The organism is Janthinobacterium sp. BHSEK (genome assembly GCF_056174685.1).
Genome location: NZ_JBWBYV010000034.1, coordinates 12509 through 32257, shown reverse-complemented (window position 1 = coordinate 32257; position 19749 = coordinate 12509). Strand labels below are relative to the sequence as shown.

The 19749-nt window shown below is 63.4% G+C and carries 18 protein-coding genes; 7 read left to right on the top strand and 11 right to left on the bottom strand.

The genetic code is table 11. The features are described from left to right. The first annotated feature begins 16 nt into the window (after positions 1-16). Together AC0V2Y_RS13760 and AC0V2Y_RS13755 are read left to right on the top strand one after the other, a co-directional pair. A complete protein-coding gene (locus tag AC0V2Y_RS13760) occupies positions 17-1258 on the top strand; it encodes a voltage-gated chloride channel family protein (RefSeq protein WP_475414270.1) in 1242 nt (413 codons plus the stop codon). Continuing rightward, positions 1255-1986, top strand: coding sequence for a class I SAM-dependent methyltransferase (locus tag AC0V2Y_RS13755; RefSeq protein ID WP_475414271.1), 732 nt, complete (start codon positions 1255-1257; stop codon positions 1984-1986). Before AC0V2Y_RS13760 ends, AC0V2Y_RS13755 begins: the two co-directional genes overlap by 4 nt. On the opposite strand, the gene AC0V2Y_RS13750 is transcribed toward AC0V2Y_RS13755, so the two are convergent. The 7 genes from AC0V2Y_RS13750 to AC0V2Y_RS13720 form a co-directional block, all read right to left on the bottom strand. Beyond that, positions 1983-2483 carry an ADP-ribosylglycohydrolase family protein gene (locus tag AC0V2Y_RS13750; protein WP_475414272.1) on the bottom strand — a complete coding sequence of 167 codons (501 nt, stop codon included), beginning with the start codon at positions 2481-2483 and terminating at the stop codon, positions 1983-1985. The genes AC0V2Y_RS13755 and AC0V2Y_RS13750 overlap by 4 nt on opposite strands. A gap of 90 nt (positions 2484-2573) precedes the next feature. Beyond that, positions 2574-3524, bottom strand: a complete 951-nt coding sequence (locus tag AC0V2Y_RS13745; protein WP_475414273.1) for a cupin-like domain-containing protein — start codon at positions 3522-3524, stop codon at positions 2574-2576. 52 nt (positions 3525-3576) lie between these two features. After that, positions 3577-4164 (bottom strand): chemotaxis protein CheB, encoded by a 588-nt coding sequence (locus tag AC0V2Y_RS13740; protein WP_475414274.1) that lies wholly within the window; start codon positions 4162-4164, stop codon positions 3577-3579. Between the two features lie 213 nt (positions 4165-4377). Further along, positions 4378-5121: a DNA-binding protein gene (locus AC0V2Y_RS13735; RefSeq protein WP_475414275.1), complete on the bottom strand. Its 744-nt coding sequence runs from the start codon at positions 5119-5121 to the stop codon at positions 4378-4380. A gap of 141 nt (positions 5122-5262) precedes the next feature. After that, complete coding sequence (locus tag AC0V2Y_RS13730; protein WP_475414276.1) at positions 5263-5880, bottom strand: LON peptidase substrate-binding domain-containing protein; 618 nt, start codon at positions 5878-5880, stop codon at positions 5263-5265. A 66-nt stretch (positions 5881-5946) separates the two neighbouring features. After that, the gene (locus tag AC0V2Y_RS13725; RefSeq protein ID WP_475414277.1) at positions 5947-7185 is read right to left on the bottom strand and encodes a DEAD/DEAH box helicase; all 1239 of its coding nucleotides are present in this window, start codon (positions 7183-7185) and stop codon (positions 5947-5949) included. Between the two features lie 119 nt (positions 7186-7304). Next, the gene (locus AC0V2Y_RS13720) at positions 7305-9533 is read right to left on the bottom strand and encodes a TonB-dependent receptor plug domain-containing protein (RefSeq protein WP_475414278.1); all 2229 of its coding nucleotides are present in this window, start codon (positions 9531-9533) and stop codon (positions 7305-7307) included. Positions 9534-9771: 238 nt separating this feature from the next. On the opposite strand from AC0V2Y_RS13720, the gene asd reads away from it, so the two are divergent. Beyond that, positions 9772-10620 (top strand): archaetidylserine decarboxylase, encoded by an 849-nt coding sequence (asd, locus tag AC0V2Y_RS13715; RefSeq protein ID WP_475414279.1) that lies wholly within the window; start codon positions 9772-9774, stop codon positions 10618-10620. Between the two features lie 15 nt (positions 10621-10635). On the opposite strand, the gene AC0V2Y_RS13710 is transcribed toward asd, so the two are convergent. Continuing rightward, positions 10636-11541: a LysR family transcriptional regulator gene (locus AC0V2Y_RS13710; RefSeq protein ID WP_099411149.1), complete on the bottom strand. Its 906-nt coding sequence runs from the start codon at positions 11539-11541 to the stop codon at positions 10636-10638. Positions 11542-11666: 125 nt separating this feature from the next. Here AC0V2Y_RS13710 and AC0V2Y_RS13705 point away from each other — a divergent pair, with 125 nt between their 5' ends. The 3 genes from AC0V2Y_RS13705 (at position 11667) to AC0V2Y_RS13695 (ending at position 14258) form a co-directional block, all read left to right on the top strand. Then, a complete protein-coding gene (locus AC0V2Y_RS13705; protein ID WP_475414280.1) occupies positions 11667-12266 on the top strand; it encodes an FMN-dependent NADH-azoreductase in 600 nt (199 codons plus the stop codon). A gap of 57 nt (positions 12267-12323) precedes the next feature. After that, complete coding sequence (locus AC0V2Y_RS13700; RefSeq protein WP_475414281.1) at positions 12324-13199, top strand: pirin family protein; 876 nt, start codon at positions 12324-12326, stop codon at positions 13197-13199. A 117-nt stretch (positions 13200-13316) separates the two neighbouring features. Continuing rightward, positions 13317-14258 carry a cation diffusion facilitator family transporter gene (locus AC0V2Y_RS13695; protein ID WP_475414282.1) on the top strand — a complete coding sequence of 314 codons (942 nt, stop codon included), beginning with the start codon at positions 13317-13319 and terminating at the stop codon, positions 14256-14258. 136 nt (positions 14259-14394) lie between these two features. Here AC0V2Y_RS13695 and AC0V2Y_RS13690 read toward each other — a convergent pair whose 3' ends face one another. The 3 genes from AC0V2Y_RS13690 to AC0V2Y_RS13680 are packed head-to-tail and all read right to left on the bottom strand — an operon-like array spanning position 14395 to position 17973. Beyond that, positions 14395-16647 (bottom strand): RelA/SpoT family protein, encoded by a 2253-nt coding sequence (locus tag AC0V2Y_RS13690; protein ID WP_230541923.1) that lies wholly within the window; start codon positions 16645-16647, stop codon positions 14395-14397. Positions 16648-16686: 39 nt separating this feature from the next. Then, complete coding sequence (locus tag AC0V2Y_RS13685) at positions 16687-17037, bottom strand: RidA family protein (protein ID WP_475414283.1); 351 nt, start codon at positions 17035-17037, stop codon at positions 16687-16689. 54 nt (positions 17038-17091) lie between these two features. Further along, the gene (locus AC0V2Y_RS13680; protein ID WP_475414284.1) at positions 17092-17973 is read right to left on the bottom strand and encodes an alpha/beta fold hydrolase; all 882 of its coding nucleotides are present in this window, start codon (positions 17971-17973) and stop codon (positions 17092-17094) included. Positions 17974-18225: 252 nt separating this feature from the next. Here AC0V2Y_RS13680 and AC0V2Y_RS13675 point away from each other — a divergent pair, with 252 nt between their 5' ends. Beyond that, positions 18226-19527 (top strand): dicarboxylate/amino acid:cation symporter, encoded by a 1302-nt coding sequence (locus tag AC0V2Y_RS13675; RefSeq protein WP_475414285.1) that lies wholly within the window; start codon positions 18226-18228, stop codon positions 19525-19527. The last annotated feature ends 222 nt before the right edge of the window (positions 19528-19749 follow it).

Genomic DNA, 19749 nt, shown 5'->3' with positions numbered 1-19749 from the left:
CATGACTGGATGACCGATGCACCGCCTGAGCGCCCTCACCGATCTGTTACAGCATCTGTTGAAATGGCTGCTGCTGGCCTTTGTCGTGGCCGTGCTGGCCGGGTCGGCCTCGGCCGGCTTCCTGTTCGCCCTCGACTGGGCCACGCGTACGCGCCTGGCGCACACCTGGCTGATCTGGCTGCTGCCCATGGCGGGCTTTGCCGTCGGCTGGCTGTATCTGCGCTACGGCAGCAGCGTCGAAGGCGGCGCGAATCTGCTCATCGATGAAATCCACGATCCGAAAAAAATCATCCCGCTGCGCATGGCGCCGCTGGTGCTGGGCGGCACCGTCATCTCGCACTTGTTCGGCGCCTCCGTCGGGCGCGAAGGCACGGCCGTGCAGATGGGCGGCGCGCTGGCCGACCAGCTCACGCGCATGTTTCGCCTGAACAATGAAGACCGCCGCATCATCCTGATGGCCGGCATCAGCGCCGGCTTCGCCTCCGTTTTCGGCACGCCGCTGGCGGGCGCCATCTTCGGCCTGGAAGTGCTGGCCATCGGCCGCCTGCGCTACGAAGCCATGCTGCCCTGCCTGGCTGCCGCCGTCATCGCCGACCAGGTGGGCTTGCTGTGGGACGTCCAGCATACGCATTACGCCGTACCGCTGATTCCCGCCCTTTCAACCTGGACCTTGTGCGCCATGGTCATCGCGGGCGTGCTGTTCGGCATCACGGGCAAAGTATTCGCGCAAGCCACGCACGGCTTGAGCGGCTGGATGAAGCGCAAGATTGCCTATGCCCCGCTGCGCCCGCTGGCGGGCGGCGTCGCCGTCGCCGTCGCCGTGTGGCTGCTGGGCACCGACAAATATATCGGCCTGGGCATTCCCACCATCGTCGACGCGCTCAAGGAGCCGCTGCCCGCATACGATTTCCTCGGCAAGATGGCGTTCACCATCGTCTCGCTGGGCACCGGCTTCAAGGGCGGCGAAGTGACGCCATTGTTCTTCATCGGCGCCACCCTGGGCAATGCGCTGGGGCCGCTGCTGCACCAGCCCGTCACTCTGCTGGCCGCCATCGGCTTTGTCGCCGTGTTTGCGGGCGCCGCCAACACGCCGATCGCCTCGACCCTGATGGCCATGGAACTGTTCGGCGCCGAGATCGGTGTGTACGCGGCCATCGCCTGCGTCGTGGCCTACCTGTTTTCCGGCCACGCGGGCATTTACCGGGCGCAGCGGGGCGGCCATGCCAAACGCAGCGCCCGCAAGGAGCTTGAACCATGACCCAGAATATCTACGACAACGACGCCTTTTTCACGGCCTACAGCCAGCTGCCCCGCTCGATTGGCGGCCTCGACAGCGCGCCCGAATGGCCGGCCCTGCGCGCCATGCTGCCAGACGTGCAAGGCAAGCAGGTACTCGACCTGGGCTGCGGCTATGGCTGGTTCTGCCGCTGGGCGGCAGAACAGGGCGCGGCGCGGGTGCTGGGCGTGGACGTGTCGGAAAAGATGCTGGCGCAGGCGAATGCCATGGGGACGCACGCGGCCGTCAGCTATGCGCGGCTTGACCTGGAACAACTGGCCTTGCCGCCCGCCAGCTACGACCTCGTTTACAGCTCGCTGGCCTTGCACTACATCGCGGATTTCGCCACCTTGCTGGCCGCCATCCGCCACGGCTTGAAGCCCGGAGGCAAGCTTGTGTTTTCCATCGAGCACCCGATCTTCATGGCGCCGCGCCAGCCGGGCTGGCTGACGGATGGGCAAGGCCGAAAATGCTGGCCCGTCGACAGCTACCAGCAGCAAGGCCCGCGCGTGTCGGACTGGCTGGCGCCCGGCGTCATCAAACAGCACCGCACCCTGGGCACGACCATCAATGCACTGCTGCAAGCGGGTTTCCAGCTGGAGCATGTGGAAGAATGGGGGCCGAGCGACGAGCAGGTGGCGCAGCAGCCGGCCCTGGCGGAAGAGCGGGAACGGCCGATGCTGCTGCTGGTGGGCTGCAGCCTGCGCTAGTCCCGGGCCCGCTCGAACAATCTGCCCACCAGTTCCTCGATATCGTCGCGCATGGCCAACGCTTCCAGCCATAGCGGCGGAATCGCCTGTGCGCCATAATACGCGCCGGCAAGCTGGCCGACGATGGCGCCGGTCGTATCGGCATCCTCCCCCAAGTTGACTGCGCGCAATACCGCCGCTTCCAGCGAGTCGGTATGGAAGAAGCACCAGAGGGCCGCTTCCAGCGATTCCACGCAATAGCCGCTGCCGCGTATCTGCTGCTCCGTCTTGGCGAGGAAACTGCCGCTGGCCAGCTCCACCAGCTTCGGTTCCGCAGGCCGGAACGCGATACTGTCCATCAGCGCGTCTTTCGCCGTGCCCGCCAGCGCGCCGCACAGCAAGGCGGCAAGCAGCTGGCAGCTTTCGACGGCTTCCGCCGCCGCGTGGGTGGTGCGCGAACTGTTGGCAGCGCAGGCCCTGTTGTGTAAGGTTGGCTTGTGCAAAGTAGACACCATCATGGTTTTCCCTGGATTCCTGGCTGGCCACATTCATCCGGTTTCCACTGTCAGCACGGTGCGCCTGCCAGCACTGGCCATCGCGCCATAAGATCAGGCCTCGGTACGCCGCAGTCCCGCCCCGCCATGCAGGGCCAGCGGCATGGCCCTGGCCCAGCGGTTCGAGGACAGCGAAAACGTCAGTGCGCGCACTTGGTGATACCAGCCGGCGGGTACGTACAGCATGTCGCCCGGCTCGACGAGGCATTCGATCATGGCAGCCTGGCGCGCCAGGGGGAAACGCTGGAAATCGGGCGCTTCCGGGTCGAAGGGCGAACCGAACAGGATGGCGTTCGCTTCGCTGGGATACAGGAAGGCATCGTGGTGCGGCGGCGACAGGAAGATACGCTTGCGTCCCCACACTTGCGCGAAGATATTGTCGTCGTAATCGCAATGCAGGGGCGTCACCGTGCCGGCCGGCCCCACCCAGAAGCGCGGCGGGCCCATCTTGTCGAAATACGTGGGCCAGTGGCACAGCCGGTTCAGTTCGCGCAATTCCAGGTTGCCCAGGTACGGCGGCAACGCGTGCCCCCCTTCTTCCACCATATCCAGATATTGTCCCATCGACATGTCCTGCATGGCGCGGTCGGCCGCGAACGCCGTGTTGATGTAGTCGCCCACCCGCGCACGCACGGGCACGTGGCTGAACTGCTCGCGCAAGACCTCTGGCCCCAATGCCGACAAGGGCCAGCGCCGCACCAGCCCGCGCATCAGGAAGGGCAAGCCCAGCGCGGCGCGCGCGCGGAAGGCGCCGGCATCCAGCATGGGCAGGCGCGGCACCTCGGCGATGGAGGGCAAACCGCGCGCCGCGCGCTTGATGGCCTCGCGCATGGCGTCGATGGACGTGACGCCACGCACCTGCGCATCCTTGTCTTCGCGCGCCTGCTTGCGCGCCAGGGCCGCTTCGGGCGAACTGAATTCTGCTGGCGGCCGGGGCGGCAGCGCGCGCGGTGCCGTGGAGGGCGGCAGACGCCCGGGGGCCGGTGAATTTTTCTCTACTGACATAAACCTTCTTTGCTATCGATGCCTTGCGCGGCAGGGGCCGGCGTGCGCTATTTTAAGCGAATGCGGCCCGGCCGGTGCCGGCCAGCGCCAGCAGGACGGGAGCGATGCCGGCGGCGGGCAAACGCCAGTCCACGTCCACATGGGCCAGCGCGCTGTGCGGCATCGATGGCGCTTGCGCCTCCCGTGGCTCCTGCACCAGCGCCTTGCCGCCACAGGCCTTGATGGCCCGCAAGCCCGCCGTGCCGTCGTCGAGGTAGCCGCTGAGGATCACGCCCACCACCGCCGGGCCGAAAGCGGCGGCCGCGCTGCGAAACAGCGGGTCGATGGCGGGACGAGTGTGATGTTCCATGGGACCCCGGGTCAGCTCGACCGTCGCCCGGCCAGCCAGCCTGGCGACGAGCATATGCCGGTCCGGCGGCGCCAGCAGGATGCAGCCGGCGCGCAATGGTTCGCCCGTTACGGCAAAGCGCACGGGCAAGGCGGAGTTCTTGCCGAGGATGGCGGGCAGCACGCTCTTGCGCGCCCCCACGTGCATGACGGCCAGAATCGCCGCAGGGAAACTCGCCGGCAAGGCGGCAAAGATGGTGGACAGCGCATTCACGCCGCCCACGGAAGCCCCCATGACGATCAAGGCCCGCATGCCAGCCCCTTTTGCCCACATCCAGCCTGGATTCTGCGGCGCCTTGCATCACGATTCCGTGCGCCGTTTAACCTAGGGTAGCACGACGCATCGACGCCTGGCAAAGGCGTCGCGAGCGGAAGGGAGAGGTGGCCGAGAAGCGCAACCGCACTGAAGTGCGGTGAGCATCGCAGGCTACCTATACCGACGCACAGCAGCTTAGGCCAGGCGTCCTCAGACAGGGGTCTTGAAGATGGGGTCCACGATAAACTGCTGCGCCTTGATGCGCAAGGTACGCTCCTCGTCCAGCTCGGCGCGCGTTTCGCCCAGCTCTTCGCGTTCCGCTTCCAGTTCTAGGCGCACGGCCGCCAGTTCCGTTTCCACGCGCGTCAGGCTTTCCAGCTTCAGCTGGGCCTGGATCAGTTCCGCGCGTGCCGCTTCGGCGGCCTCTTCCAGGCGCGGGATGCCTTCGAGCTTGAATTGCGCCTTGGCCAGGTCCATGCGTGCCTGTTCGGCCGCCTCTTCCAGGCGCGGCAAGCCTTCCAGACGCAGTTGCGCCTTGGCCAGGTCCGTGCGGGCCTGGTTTGCCACTTGCCGCTCGCGTTCGAGTTCCTCGCGCAAGGTTTCCAGTTCGCCCGCCTGCAGGTCGAGCAACTCTTGCTGGCGCTCGTTTTCGCTGGCCAGGTCCATCAATTCCTGTTGATTGTCGTTCATCTCGGCTTCATGCGCGCTGTGGCTGGCGCTTAATTCCTGTCCTACATAATCGAGGATGGCTTGCTGCAGCACGGGCGACAGTTCGGCGGCGGCAGCGATCTGGCGCTGCGCACCCGCCTTGCGGCGCTGTAAGAGCTTGCTGACGGTCCCCAGGCAGGCGCCGTTGCCCAGCCGTTCGCGCAAGGCGCGCACCGTGATGGCCTGGCCTTCGCCCGCCATCGCTTCCATTGCCGCATTGATCTGTTCCGCGCTTACTTTTGCCATGTCGTCTGCTCTTGAATGTTGCCCAGGGCAATCTTGCCCAGGGGCATTATCTTATGTCAGCGGAGGCAAAGCGTAAAGTATTTCTCAATAGTAATTGCAATTGCACAACGGAAGCACGAGAAAACATGCGGCCTGGTGTGTCTACTCTTCCAGCAAGCCGTTTTCCGTGAGCATATCCTGTACCAGCTCCAGGCGCAGCACGGGATTGTCCTGGCTCAGCAGCAATTGCTTTTGCATGGCACTCAGGGACAGCAGCTCGCACCAGCGGTTCGCCACCCAGCCGCACTCGTCGAGGCGGTACGGCGGCTGCAGGGGCATTTGATCGGGCGGAATCTTTTGTTCCTGCAAGGTGCGGATCAGGGCGCCCAGCGCGTCGGCCACGTTCTGCTGCTCCTGGGGGATGGGGATGGTTTTGTCGGGCGGCAAGGTTTCAATCTGCGCCATCCACAAGCCGTGCTTCAGCTGTTCACTGGAGACGATGTGGAAGCGCTGCATGCCCATGCATTTGACTTGTAGCAAGCCCGACAGAGGCGCGGCCCAGTCGATGACGCGCGCCAGCGTGCCCACGGGCGCCAGGGTTTCCAGCTGGCCCGGCTTGCGCACTTCCGCGCCGTCCAGCAGCTGTACCACGCCGAACGGCTGCTCGCCCATGATGCACTGACGTATCATGTCCAGGTAGCGTACCTCGAAGATCTGCAGGGGCAGATAGCCGTCGGGATACAGCACCGTATTGAGCGGGAACAAAGGTATCGAGGTCATGGCGCATGATGGCACGAATGCGATATCCGTGCTGCGCGCCTTGCCCTGCCCGGCCAACTGCGCCGATTATTTGTAGAAGCGCCTTTTCTTGGCCCGCTCCGCCGCCTTCGGCGCCAGCACTTTCACGATCTTTTTCTGGATGGTGCCGCCGGCGGACGTGCCCGGCACGCGGTGTTCCGCCTCGAAACCGGGTTCCTCGTTGCGTTTGAGGGTTTGCCGCGTCAGCGCTTCCACGGCCGACAGCAATTCGACTTCATCGGCGCAGACGAGGGAAATGGCTTCGCCCGAGGCGCCCGCGCGGCCCGTGCGGCCGATGCGGTGGATATAGTCTTCCGCCACGGTGGGCAAGTCAAAATTGACGACGACGGGCAACTGGTCGATGTCGAGGCCACGGGCGGCCACGTCGGTGGCTACCAGCACCTGCACCTCGGCCGATTTGAAACGGGCCAGCGCGCGCAAGCGGTTCGGCTGGGTCTTGTCGCCGTGGATGGAATCGGCGCGCACGCCCTGCTCCAGCAAGGTGTTCACCAGCAGCTCGACACCCTTGCGCGTCTTGACGAAGACCAATACCTGGCCCCAGCGCTTTTTCTTCAGCAAGTGCAAGAACAGTTCCGGCTTGCGTTTCTTGTCGCACACGATCACCGACTGCTTCACGGCCTTCACCGTGCTGTTGCGCGCGCTGACTTCCACCGAAATCGGGTCTTTCAGCATGGTTTTCGCCATGGCGCGGATGGCGTCCGAGAACGTGGCCGAGAACAGCAGGGTCTGGCGCTGTTTGGGCATCGTCATCAGCAATATATCGAGTTCGCGCTCGAAACCCAGATCCAGCATGCGGTCCGCCTCGTCCAGCACCAGCGTCTGCACTTGCTCGAACTTGACGGCGCCCTGCGTCTGCAAGTCCAGCAAACGGCCCGGCGTGGCCACCAGCACGTCGAGGCCCTTGCGCAGCTTGCTGATCTGCGGCTCAATGGGCACGCCGCCATAGGCGACAAAGCTGCGCAGCGGCAAGTTGCCGCCATAGCTGCGGAAGCTGGCATAGACTTGCTCGGCCAGCTCGCGCGTGGGCACCAGCACCAGCACGCGCACGCATTGGGGCGCCACCACGCCTTCCAGGGTCAGGCGCTGCAGCAGCGGCACGGCAAAGCCGGCCGTCTTGCCCGTGCCCGTCTGGGCGGCGGCCATCAGGTCGCGCCCGGCCAGCACGGCCGGGATTGCCTGTGCCTGCACGGGCGTGGGCTTGGCATAGCCGAGCTCATCGAGTTTGCGGGCCAGGGGATCGATCAGGCCGAGGGAGGAAAACGTCATGGGGAAAGCAATCTTGGCAAATGAAAAGGCGGCGCGCACGGGCTGGCCGCGCGCGCAATTGCCGAGATTATAGGCCAGCGGGGATGCCGGCCGGGGTTTTCAGCGCGAGAACATCGCCATCAGAACTTCATTTCCAGGGTCGCGCGCGCCTGCGGCGAGCTCGGCGAGATGCTGTTGCGCACGATCGTGCCGCTGGCATCTGTATAGATGGTGTCGCTTTCGAAGTCTTGCGCCAGCAGGTTCGACACGGCCAGGCGCAGCTGGTTCTTCGCATCGAATTTCCACAGCGCATAAATGTCGACGTCGCGCCGCGGCGACGTATAGGCGCTCTGGCGCTCGGTGATGCGCACGGGGCCGCCGTTGCGGAAGTTGAAGCTGCCGCCCGTCGTCAGCATGCCGTCCGGCGTCTTGTAGTCGATGCCGAAATTGCCGCTGACGGGCGTTTGCTGGTCGAGCCGGTTATTCGGCCCCGGCACCTGCTCCACCTGCGACCAGTTGCGGCTGACGCTGGCGCGCAGGTCGATGGCCGGCACGGGCGCGGCCAGCACGGCGCGCAGCGGGAACTTCGCTTCCAGTTCCAGTGTCTGCGTATTCGCGCGGCCATCGTTGACGGGCGTGGAGACCCAGCGATCATTGATGAACAGCAAGCCCTGGCGCGTATAGCCGTCGATGCGGCGGGCCGAGGCGCGCGCACTGAGCAAGGCGCCTTCGGCCCAGTAGTGCTCATATGAGGCATCGATGCCCAGCGCCAGCTCCGGTTTCAGATACGGATTGCCTTCGCGGTCGGGGTCCGTCTGGCTGTTATTCGTCGAGGTATTGCGGCGCGGAATCAGGCTCGCCGTGGGCTGCGCCTTGTAGGTGCGCGTCAGGGCCAGGCGCACTTGGTCGCCCTTGGTATCGGGCAACTTCCACAGGGTTTGCAGCAGCGGGCTCCACACGCTGGTGCGCTGGTTCACTTCGTCGTAGGTATCGCCCGCGCTGCGCGTATCGATGCCTTCCCAGCGCACGCCCGCATACATCGACCAGCGCGGCGTGATTTCCCATTCATCCTGCACGTACAGGGCCAGGCGCTTGATGGTGGCGTCGAAACCCTCGTCGCTGTTGACGGGCGGGCGCGCGCCCAAGGTCGCCAGCGCCGCTTCGCGCTGCCGGCGCGTTTCCTCGCGCTCCGTGTAGGCGCCATCCCAGCCCATCGACAGAGCATGGCCGGGCAGCAAGGGCGTGGAATACTTGCCGGTGGAACTGACGCCGTTTTCCGTCGCCTTCACGCCCACCTTGCGCTCAAGCGCCAGGCCGCTGCCGTCGATAAAGCCCTGCTGCAGGCTGTCGGACGTATTGCGGGCGGCCGAGGCGCCGATCTTCAGTTCCAGTTTGGCGCCGCCGGCCAGCTTGTGCATCCACGTCAGGTCGCTGCGGCCGAAGGCGTTGTGGTTGCTGGAGCTGCCCGTGTTGGTGTCGTAATCGGGGCGCAAGCCCAGTTCTGTTTCCGCGCGGCTGAAATTGCGGTGGTTCGAGCGCCCGCCGTTGAAAAAGAATTGCGCCGTCACGTTATCGCCGTTGGCCAGCACCCAGTTCAGGCGCGGCGACAGATTGATGCCTTCCGGACGACCGTCGCCCGTGCCATTCGTGCGGCGCAGCAGGTTTTGCCGGCCATCGGGCGCGTAGCCCAGTTCCAGTCCGGGATTGTCGTAATGATAATCGTAGCGGAACAGCGAAGCGGCCAGCGAATACGAGAAATTGCCGTCGCGGTCGGACAATTGCAGGTTGACGCTGGGCGAAAAACTCACGTCGCTGCCCTGCACGCCCAGCTTGAGTTCGCGCTGCGCCGTCTTGACCGCTTTTTTCAGCACCACATTGATGGTGCCGGCGATCGACTGGGTGCTGTATTCGGCGCTGGCCGCATGCAAAATCTCGATGCGTTCGATCACGTCGGGCGACAGGGTGTCGAGCGAAAAGCCGGCCGGCGCCCGCTCGCCGTTGAGCAATATCTGCGTGTAGCCGCTGCCCAGGCCCCGCATGCGGATTTCGCCGCCCGAACGCCCGGCCGCGCCGGACACGGTAATGCCGGGCAAGCGCTTGAGCACGTCGGTGACGTTCGTGTCGCCATACTTGAGGATTTCCTCGCTGCCCACGATCATCTTGCTGGCCGTATCGTCGCGGCGCGGATCGTAGCCGCTGCCCTTGACTTCGACGGTTTGCATGGCGGGCGCGGCGGTTTTATCGGCCTTCAGCGGCGCGGCGGCGGCACCGTCGGCGGCTGGCGTTTCGGATGGCTGGGCCTGGACATTCCAGGCGAGTAAAACGGCGGAACAAACAACGGTGAGGCGGAGGCAACGGCGTGGCATCATGACCTGGCTGAAAAAGTTGGCTGAATAAAAATGGCTAAAAACTAAAAAACCGGCCGCCATATTGTGCTGCAATTTTTTCCGAGCGACACAGTTTCCTGAAAATATTTCCTATGGCAAATTAAATTCGGTGGCAGACTGCGATACGCACCCTTGCATACGGCACATATCATTGCCTGCCACATCGCCGCTATAATGCGTTTTTCGCCGATTCCCATCACCCCGTCAAAGGCTTCCCATCGTGTCTGACCGTCTTGCCGTTTTGCCTCAATATCTGCTGCCCAAGGGAGCGTTGACCAACTTCGCCGGCCGCATCGCCGGTGCCAAGGGCGGCGCCATGACCACGCGGCTGATCCGCTGGTTCGTCGGCCGCTACAACGTCAACATGGATGAGGCGCTGGACCCGGACATCACGCACTACGCCAGCTTCAACGACTTTTTCACGCGCGCGCTGCGCCCTGATGCCCGCCCGCTGGCCAAGGCCGACTACGTCTGCCCCGTCGATGGCCGCATCAGCCAGTTCGGCACGATCGACAAGGACCAGATCTTCCAGGCCAAGGGCCACAACTTCAGCACCACGGCCCTGGTAGGCGGCGACGCGGCGCTGGCGGCCCAGTTCGAACACGGCAGCTTCGCCAACCTGTACCTGAGCCCGCGCGACTACCACCGCATCCACATGCCGTGCGACGGCCGTTTGACGCGCATGATTTATGTGCCCGGCGAATTATTCTCCGTCAACCCGACAACGGCGCGCGGCATTCCCGGCCTGTTCGCCCGCAACGAGCGCGTCGTCTGCGTATTCGACACGGCCAACGGCCCCTTCGTCATGACCCTGGTGGGCGCCACCATCGTCGGCAGCATGGCCACCGTCTGGCACGGCGTCGTCAACCCGCCCCGCACGGGCGAGATCCGCGACTGGAGCTATGCCAACGACAATGTGGTGCTGAAACAGGGCGAAGAGCTGGGCCGCTTCCTGCTCGGTTCCACCGTCGTGATGCTGTTCCCGAAAGACACCGTGCAATTCAACGCCAACTGGCAACCGGCCGGCCCCGTGCAGCTGGGCGAAGTCATGGGCAACGTGCCCAGGTAGATCCTCTGGACGCGCCTACACGGGCGCGTCGGTCCGGTACATTTCTTCCATCAAATCGAGAAACGCCCGCGTCTTGGCCGGCATCAAGCGCCGGCCGGGAAATACGGCCCAGCCCGTGACCAGCGGGAAACTCCACTCCGGCAGCACGCGCACCAGTTCCCCCGTCGCCACATAGGCCTTGGCGAAGCGGTCCGTGCTGGCCGCGATGCCCACGCCCGTGCAGGCCATGCGCACCAGCAATTCCGGCGAGTTCGCCAGCAGGCGCACGGGCAAATCGCGCTCCCACGTCGTCTTGCCGCGGATCAAGGTCCAGTGCACGAGGCCATGCACGGCGCGCGGCAAGCTCAGCAGGTCATGGCCATACAGATCGTCGGGATGCTCGGGCAAGCCGTGCACGCTCGTGTATTGCGGCGAGGCGTACAGCGCCAGGGTGCTGAAGGCCACGCGGCGCGCCGCCAGGCTGGCGTCGTCGGGCAAGTTGCCCATGCGGATGGCCAGGTCGAAATTTTCTTCCAATAAATCCACGCGGCGCGCCGACAAGTCCAGCTCCAGCGAAATGGCCGGATAGCGGCGCACGAATTCGGCCAGCACCTGGCGCATCAGCGCATCGCCGAAGTCGGCCGGCATGGAAATGCGCAGCAAGCCGCTGGGCCCCGCCTGGCGGTGCTGCGCCAGCGCGCCGGCCGCCTCCGTTTCCTCGACCACCTTGCGCGCGTGCTCGAGCAGGCTGGCGCCAAATTCCGTCAGCGCCAGCTTGCGCGTGGTGCGCAGCAACAGCCGTTCGCCCAGCTTCGCTTCCAGCTGCGAGATGCGGCGCGACAGGGTCGACTTGGGCAAGTCCACGCGCACGGCGGCGCGACTGAAACTGCCGCACTCGACGACGCGGGCGAACAGCAGCAAATCTCCGGGATCGATATCCATCGCTTACCTTTACAGTCAATTGTTCCATGAGTGGATTAATGTTATCCATTTTAACGGCTTCCGCATCAATTTTGGAATTGCTATAGTTCATCCATCGCAAGACACCTCACAACGGAGAAAACAAGATGAACATCCTGCAAATCAATTCCAGCGCCCGCAGCACCGGTTCCGCCTCGACCCGCCTGGCTGACGCCATCGTTGCCCGCGTGCAAGCCGCCAACCCCGGCGCCACCGTGGCGCGCCGCGACCTGGCTGCCCAGCCGCACCCCGTGCTCGACGAGCCGACCCTGCAAGCGCTGTTCACGCCAGCCGACAAACGCACGCCGGAACAGGCGGCCCGCATCGCCCTCGACGACGCGCTGATTGCGCAAGTGCAAGCGGCTGACGTCATCGTCATCGGCGCGCCGATGTACAACTTCGGCATCACCGTGCAACTGAAAAGCTGGTTCGACGCGATTGCCCGCGCCAACGTCACCTTCAAGTACACGGAAAACGGCCCCGTGGGTCTCTTGGCCGGCAAGAAAGTCTACGTGGGCCTGTCCCGCGGCGGCTTGCACCGCGACAGCGCCAACGATAGCCAGGTGCCTTACCTGAACACCATGTTCGGCTTCCTGGGCATGACCGACGTGCAATACGTGTATTCGGAAGGCATGGGCATGGGTCCGGAAGCCGTCGCCAAGGCGCAAGCCCAGGCGGACGCAGAGATCAACGCCATTTTGGTGTAATTCCCAGCAGTGAATGGGGCGGCGCACTGGCGCCGTCCTGGCCTAGAGGAGAAAGCAATGAGCGACATCACCACCGTCACGAAACCACGCGCCGTCGAGCGCGTGATCGCCGGCCAGGCCGTCATGGATGGCGCCGGCGTGAAGATCAACCGCGTGCTGACGCAGCAGCTGCAGCGCCGTCTCGACCCGTTCTTGATGCTCGACAACTTTGCCAGCGACAAGCCGAACGACTATATCGCCGGCTTCCCCGAGCATCCGCACCGGGGTTTCGAGACGGTGTCGTACATGATCACGGGGCGCATGCGCCACAAGGACAGCGCGGGCCACGAAGGCTTGCTGACCTCGGGCGGCGTGCAATGGATGACGGCCGGCAGCGGCGTGATCCACTCGGAAATGCCGGAGCAGGAAGAAGGCGTGATGGAAGGTTTTCAGCTGTGGCTGAACCTGCCCGCGCGCGACAAGATGCGCACGCCGTGGTACCGCGATTTCACGAGCAACGAAATCCCCCGCTACACGACGGACGCGGGCGTGGCCGTGCAAGTGATCGCAGGGACCAGCCATGGCGTGACGGGCGCCGTGCAGCGCGAACTGACGGAACCGCTGTACCTCGATATCGATTTGCCTGCCGGCAGCAGTTTCGAGCAGCCCTTGCCGCCAGGCCATAACGCCTTCCTGTACACCTTCCGCGGCGAAGTGCAGGTCGATGGCAAGGCCGTGCCCGCCCTGCGCATGGCCATCTTCGCCAATACGCCAGACAGCGACGGCGTGCGCATCGAAGCACCGGACGGCGGCCGCGTGATCCTCGTCGCCGGCCAGCCCTTGAACGAGCCCATCGCGCAGTATGGCCCGTTTGTCATGAATACCCAGGCGGAAGTATTCCAGGCCGTGCAGGACTTCCGCGAAGGCAAGTTTGGCGAGACGGCCGCGCAGTAAAAATGTTTGCTTAAGAAAAAACCTGCAGCGCCTCCGGGCCTGCGGGTTTTTTGTCGTGCCGACTATGTTGTTGCTTTTCAATTACACTGACGGCAAGTTCATTCCACAAAGTATTCCATGCAGCCGACGCACACCGAACACGACGCCACCCATTTGCACGCCCACCTGAAGGGCGACGCCAAGCATACCCACTCGTTCGAGGGCCGCAGCCAGAGCATCCTCGCCTGGGCGCTGGGCCTGACCCTGTCGTTTGCCGGCATCGAGGTGGCGGCCGGCTTCCTGTCCAATTCGCTGGCGCTGATTTCCGACGCGGGCCACATGGTGACTGACGCGGCCGCGCTGGGCCTGGCCTTGCTGGCGCAGATCATCGCGCGCCGCCCCCCGTCGCCGCGCCACTCGTTCGGCTTCGGCCGCGCCGAGGCGCTGGCCGCCTTCGTCAACGGCCTGGCCATGCTGTGCGTGGTGGGCTGGATCTGCTATGAAGCCGTGCTGCGCTTTTCCGCCCCGCAACCCGTCAAGGGCGGCATGGTCTTCATCGTCGCCTTCATCGGCCTGGCGATCAACGTGGTGGTGGCGTGGGTGCTGTCGAAAGACAAGCAAAGCGTGAATACGCGGGCCGCCCTCGTGCACGTGATGGGTGACCTGCTCGGCTCGGTCGCCGCCATCGTCGCGGGCGCCGTGATTTACTTCACGGGCTGGATGCAGATCGACCCGCTGCTGTCCGTGCTGGTATCCCTGCTGATTCTGAAATCCACGTTTGGAGTATTGAAGGAGTCCTACCATTTCCTGATGGAAGGCGTGCCCATGCACATCGACTACGTCCAGGTGGGCGCGGACGTGGAACAAGTGGACGGCGTGATCGCCGTGCACGATCTGCATGTGTGGGACATGTCGCCGGGCCAGCCGGCCCTGATCGGCCACGTGGAAATCGAACACCTCGACCATTGGCCGAAGGTCTTGCGCGCGATCAAGAAGATGTTGCTGGCCAAGCATGGGATAGACCACATCACCCTGCAGCCGGAGACGGCGGCGATGGCGGGCTTGCACGAAAACACCTGATCAAACCTACTGCGCGTCGCGCTTTGCGGCCAGCGATGCTCACCGTGCTTCAGCACGGTTGGGCTTCTCGGCCACAAATCACTGACGCTCGCTACGGTTTTATCAGGTGTTGTTACTCTGGATAACCCCAAAAGCGCTAGCTACGGCGTGCCTCCAGCACCCCGCTCACATCCTTGATCACATTCAGCGCTTTTAATAACTGCGCCGTCGAGCTGATCTCGGCCGTAAACGTCATGCGGGCCTGGCCCTTGGCGCTTTGGGTGTTGACGCCGATCACGTTGATCTTTTCGCGCGAAAAGATTTCGGAGATGTCGCGCAGCAAGCCCTGGCGGTCGCCTGCCAGAATGAAGATGTCGACCGGATACACGGTATCGTGCCCGCCCGTGCTGCCCCATTCAGTAAAAATCACGCGCTCGGGCGATTTGGCGCGCATTTCCTCGAAGTTTTTACAAGTTGCGCGGTGGATGGAAACGCCCTTGCCGCGCGTCACAAAACCGACGATGCTGTCCGGCGGCGCCGGCTTGCAGCACTTGGCCAGCACGGTCATGAGGCCTTCCGTGCCCACCACCAGCACGCCGGACTTGGCGCCCTGCTCCACGCTGGAAGCGCGGCTCTTGCCCACCAGTACGGCGTCTTCCGGCACCACCACTTCGCCATTATCGTGCAGCGCCTGCTCCACATGGCGCAGGCTGAATTCATCCTTGCCCACCGACAGGAACAATTCGTCGACTTTGGCAAAGCCCAGCTTTTGCGCCAGCGCCTCGAGGTTGACGGCCGTCTTGCCTTCGCGCTGCAAGGACTTTTCCACCAGCGCGCGGCCGTGGGCCAGGGTTTCCTGCATGTCGATGGCATGGAACCAGGCGCGGATCTTCGAGCGCGTGCGCGTGCTGACGGCGTAGCCGGCGCTGAGCCAGTCGCGCGACGGCCCGGCCGTGCCCGGCGCGCCCTTGGCCGTGATGATTTCGCAGGTCTGGCCGTTCTTTAATTGCGTATTCAGGGGCACCATGATGCCGTCGACCTTGGCGCCGCGGCAGCGGTGGCCCACGTCCGTGTGCAGGTGATAGGCAAAGTCGACGGGCGTGGCGCCCACGGGCAATTCCAGCACGCGCGCCTGCGGCGTCATGACGAAGATGCGGTCATCCAGGGTGGCGGATTTGAGCTTTTCCACCCATTCGCGCTGGATTTCTTCCTGGCCCACGACGGCATCGGCCACTTCCGTTTTCCACGCCAGCAGCTGGCGCAGCCAGGCGATCTTTTCGTCGTATTTCTGGCCGGCAAAATTCGAGCCGCCCTCTTCCTTGTAGCGCCAGTGCGCGGCCACGCCGTATTCGGCAAAGCTGTGCATTTCATTCGTGCGTATCTGCACTTCCAGCGGGCGGCCATCCTCGGCCGTCACCACCGTGTGCAGCGACTGATACCCATTCGGTTTCGGGCGCGAAATGTAATCGTCGAATTCTTTCGGGATGGGGGTCCAGATATTGTGCACCACGCCCAGCACAGTGTAACAGGTTTTCACGTCGGCAACGATGACGCGGAAGGCGCGCACGTCGTACAGGGCCGTAAAGTCCAGCTCCTTGCCGCGCATCTTGTTCCAGATGCTGTAAATGTGTTTCGGGCGGCCAAATACTTCCGCCTGGATACCGGCCGAAGCCAGTTCCGTCTGCAGGCGCAAAATCGCCGAGGACACGAAGCCCTCGCGCATCATGCGCTTTTCTTCCAGCATCTTGGCGATGCGTTTATACGCTTCCGGCTCGATGAAGCGGAACGATAAATCTTCCAGTTCCCACTTCAATTGCCAGATGCCGAGGCGGTTGGCCAGCGGCGCGTACAGATCCAGGGTTTCCTTGCCGTACTCGCGCGTCATTTCATTGAACAGCTTCAAGTCGGCAAAGTAGCGCAAGGTCGTCACGCAGGCGGCCAGGCGCACCAGCACGACACGCATGTCGGACGCCATCGCCAGCAACATCTTGCGCAAGGTTTCCACCTGGGCCACGGCTTGCTGCGCCGCATTCTTGCCGCGCCCGCCAGCGCCGCCGTGCTGCGCCTGGGTCAGCGCGCGCAGACGGATCAGCTGGCGCACGCCTGTTGCCAGGTCGCACACCTGCTTGCCGAAGCGCGGCTCGATGTCAGCCGCCGTATCGGGTTCCAGCAAGGTCAGCTCGAACATCAGGCCCGCGATGCGCGTTTCCGCATCGCTGCGCAAAAACGCCAGGGTGGTGGCCACGCCGATGGCGAACTCCAGCGCGGAACGGCCGGCAAAGGTCTGCTTGTCGCCATATGCTGCGGTGGCATACGCGAGCGCATCCAGCACGCGCGCGCTGTCCGGCGCACTCAAGCCCTCTACCAGTTGTTCCGAGGTGGCGCTATTCGGGGCCGAGATGGAAACCATGTGATACCTTTAAACTTAACAACTCAATAACTGAATGACTTAACGCTCTGCAGCGATGATGACGATTTCTACCAAGCAAGCCGGATTGGCCAGTTTCGCTTCCACCGTGGCGCGCGGCGGCGTGTGGCTTGATGCGACCCAGTCGTCCCATACTTCATTCATGCCGTCGAAATCCTTCATGTCGGCGATATAGATCTGGCACGACAGGATGCACGTCTTGTCGCTGCCCGCTTCCATCAGCAGACGGTCGACGTGGCCCAGCACTTCGCGCGTCTGGCCGACGATGCCTTGCGTGGTGTCTTCCGCGATCTGGCCCGCCAGGTAGATGGTGCTGTTGTGTATCGCTACTTCGGAGAGGCGTTTGCCTACGTGCAGTCGTGTAATTTCCATGCTTCTTCTTTCGGTTGTTTCAAAATCGGTACAGCGGTATCGCTTGATATCTGATTACTTGCCTAGCAAAAACTTACGGGCGATGGCGATCTGGTCGTCGTGCACGAAAGTGGGCGCATGGCCCACGCCTTCGATCTCGACCAGCTGCGCCTTCGGACCGCGGCCCAGCATGATCTGTGCCGTATCGTGCGACAGCAGATCGGATTCCGACCCGCGCACCAGCAAGGTGGGGCAGCGCACGGCATCATACGCGGCCCACAGCATGGCTTCGTCGCTGGCCGCCGATTCCGGCGTTGCCGAGCGGAACGGCATGGCCAGTCCCATATCATAGTGGCGGCGCCAATGACCATCCTTGTCTTGCCGCAACACATCCACCGCCAGTTTATGCCATTCCGCGTCCGTGTGCGGGCCGAAGCTGGCGGACACGTCGCGCACGAACTTGGCGCCCTGCTCGAAGGTCTCGAAACGCAAGTCCTGGCCGATGTAGTCGCCGATGCGCTGCAAGGCTTCCGGCGCCAGGGTCGGGCCGATATCGTTCAATACCAGCTTGCTGATCGGGCTGTGCGGCAACGAGGCCAGGCCCAGGCCGATCAAGCCGCCCATCGAGGTGCCGAACCAGTCCACCGTCTGGCGCTCGCCATTGGCCAGCACGCGCGCCAGCAGGGTCACCATGTCGCTTACGTATTGCGGCACGCGGTAGAACTGGGGATTGGCCAGCCAGCCCGAGCGCCCGCGCCCCACCACGTCGGGGCAGATCACGCGGTAATCGCTGGCCATGGCGCGCGCCAGATTGTCGAAGTCGTCCGCCACGCGCGTCACGCCATGGGCGCAGACGAGCACATTCGGATTGTCGGGTGCGCCCCACTCCTTGTACGACATGGTATGCAAGCCTGCGGGGGAGATGCATTGCACTGACTTGATGCTCGCTTCGATCATGCCGATTCCTTATTTGATATAAAAAGAGCACCGCTTCCTGCCTTCTACCGGGTCTCCCGCGCGCGACGCTACGGCAGTGTAGCGCAGCGCGGGCAATGCTCCAAGCGCGCGCCTGAAATGCTGCGCCGCAGCACGCTGACCATGGCGCAATACCCGATATAGCGAAACTGCATATCTGCGGTTATCCACAATTGAGCACGCCTGGCAATGGGCGGATGATTCGCAGCATCAACCCGCAAGAGGAGACCACTCGTGAAAAAACCATTCTATAAAATCCTGTACGTGCAGGTGCTGTTCGCCATCGTGGCTGGCGTGCTGCTGGGGGTGTTCTACCCATCGAACGCCGTCGACATGAAACCGCTGGGCGACGGCTTTATCAAACTGATCAAGATGATCATCGCCCCCGTGATCTTCTGTACCGTGGTCTCCGGCATCGCCGGCATGCAGGACGTCAAGAAAATCGGCCGCGTGGGCGGCAAGGCGCTGCTGTACTTCGAAGTGGTCTCCACCTTCGCGCTGGCCATCGGCTTGCTGGTTGCCAATATCCTGAAACCGGGTGCCGGCTTCAACGCCGATCCGGCCCACCTGGACGCCAAGTCGATCGCGCAATACACGCACGCCGAAGGCATGACCACCGTCGACTTCCTGATGAACATCATCCCGAAGACCTTCGTCGATGCCTTCGCCAAGGGCGACATCCTGCAAGTGCTGTTGATCGCCATCCTGTTCGGCTTCTCGCTGTCCCTGCTGGGCGAGCGCGGCCGTCCGGTCACCAAGCTGATCGACGAGCTGTCGCATGCCATCTTCGGCATGGTCAACATCATCATGAAAGTCGCACCGATCGGCGCGTTCGGCGCGATGGCCTTTACCATCGGTAAATACGGCCTGGCGTCGCTGATTCCGCTGGCAAAACTGATGGGTTCGTTCTACCTGACCTGTTTCCTGTTCGTCTTCGTCGTGCTGGGCCTGATCGCCAAGTACACGGGCTTCTCCATCGGCCGCTTCTTGCTGTACATCAAGGAAGAACTGCTGATCGTGCTCGGCACCAGCTCGTCGGAATCGGCCCTGCCGGCCCTGATGAAGAAACTCGAGCGCCTGGGCTGCTCCAAGCCAGTCGTCGGTCTGGTCGTGCCGACCGGCTACTCGTTCAACCTGGACGGCACCAACATCTACATGACCATGGCCGCCCTGTTCGTGGCACAGGCAACCAACACGGAACTGACGATCTGGCAAGAGCTCACCATCCTGGGCGTGGCGATGCTGACGTCGAAAGGCGCGTCCGGCATCACGGGCGCCGGCTTCATCACCCTGGCCGCCACCCTGGCCGTGGTGCCGACGATTCCCGTGGCCGGCATGGCGCTGATCCTGGGTATCGACCGCTTCATGAGCGAATGCCGCGCGCTGACCAACTTTGTCGGTAACGGCGTGGCCACCATCGTCGTGTCGAAATGGGAAAAGGAACTGGACATGGACAAGCTGCACAGCGAGCTGGCCCATCCCACCCACCCGGCCGACGACGCCTACGTTGCACCGAGCGTGAACATCGTCAAGTAAGCCCGTCAAGCAAGCTGTACTCTCCATTGAAAAGCCCCGCAGAGCGATCTGCGGGGCTTTTTGCATGCGCGCGGGTTTTTTATTGCATTATCAACATACAGTAAATCATGCATCAATATTTCACTGAATGATCAATGAATGCAAAACCATTACAGTACTGCTTACCGTTCGCCGCCAGGCTCCCGCATAATGACATTGCGTTAATGCAAGTCTGACACCGAA

Excerpts from the sequence above, each read along its gene's own strand:
- AC0V2Y_RS13760 (WP_475414270.1), top strand. The coding sequence starts at position 17 with ATGCACCGCCTGAGCGCCCTCACCGATCTGTTACAGCATCTGTTGAAA.
- AC0V2Y_RS13755 (WP_475414271.1), top strand. The coding sequence starts at position 1,255 with ATGACCCAGAATATCTACGACAACGACGCCTTTTTCACGGCCTACAGC.
- AC0V2Y_RS13750 (WP_475414272.1), bottom strand. The coding sequence starts at position 2,483 with ATGATGGTGTCTACTTTGCACAAGCCAACCTTACACAACAGGGCCTGC.
- AC0V2Y_RS13745 (WP_475414273.1), bottom strand. The coding sequence starts at position 3,524 with ATGTCAGTAGAGAAAAATTCACCGGCCCCCGGGCGTCTGCCGCCCTCC.
- AC0V2Y_RS13740 (WP_475414274.1), bottom strand. The coding sequence starts at position 4,164 with ATGCGGGCCTTGATCGTCATGGGGGCTTCCGTGGGCGGCGTGAATGCG.
- AC0V2Y_RS13735 (WP_475414275.1), bottom strand. The coding sequence starts at position 5,121 with ATGGCAAAAGTAAGCGCGGAACAGATCAATGCGGCAATGGAAGCGATG.
- AC0V2Y_RS13730 (WP_475414276.1), bottom strand. The coding sequence starts at position 5,880 with ATGACCTCGATACCTTTGTTCCCGCTCAATACGGTGCTGTATCCCGAC.
- AC0V2Y_RS13725 (WP_475414277.1), bottom strand. The coding sequence starts at position 7,185 with ATGACGTTTTCCTCCCTCGGCCTGATCGATCCCCTGGCCCGCAAACTC.
- AC0V2Y_RS13720 (WP_475414278.1), bottom strand. The coding sequence starts at position 9,533 with ATGATGCCACGCCGTTGCCTCCGCCTCACCGTTGTTTGTTCCGCCGTT.
- AC0V2Y_RS13710 (WP_099411149.1), bottom strand. The coding sequence starts at position 11,541 with ATGGATATCGATCCCGGAGATTTGCTGCTGTTCGCCCGCGTCGTCGAG.
- AC0V2Y_RS13705 (WP_475414280.1), top strand. The coding sequence starts at position 11,667 with ATGAACATCCTGCAAATCAATTCCAGCGCCCGCAGCACCGGTTCCGCC.
- AC0V2Y_RS13700 (WP_475414281.1), top strand. The coding sequence starts at position 12,324 with ATGAGCGACATCACCACCGTCACGAAACCACGCGCCGTCGAGCGCGTG.
- AC0V2Y_RS13695 (WP_475414282.1), top strand. The coding sequence starts at position 13,317 with ATGCAGCCGACGCACACCGAACACGACGCCACCCATTTGCACGCCCAC.
- AC0V2Y_RS13690 (WP_230541923.1), bottom strand. The coding sequence starts at position 16,647 with ATGGTTTCCATCTCGGCCCCGAATAGCGCCACCTCGGAACAACTGGTA.
- AC0V2Y_RS13685 (WP_475414283.1), bottom strand. The coding sequence starts at position 17,037 with ATGGAAATTACACGACTGCACGTAGGCAAACGCCTCTCCGAAGTAGCG.
- AC0V2Y_RS13680 (WP_475414284.1), bottom strand. The coding sequence starts at position 17,973 with ATGATCGAAGCGAGCATCAAGTCAGTGCAATGCATCTCCCCCGCAGGC.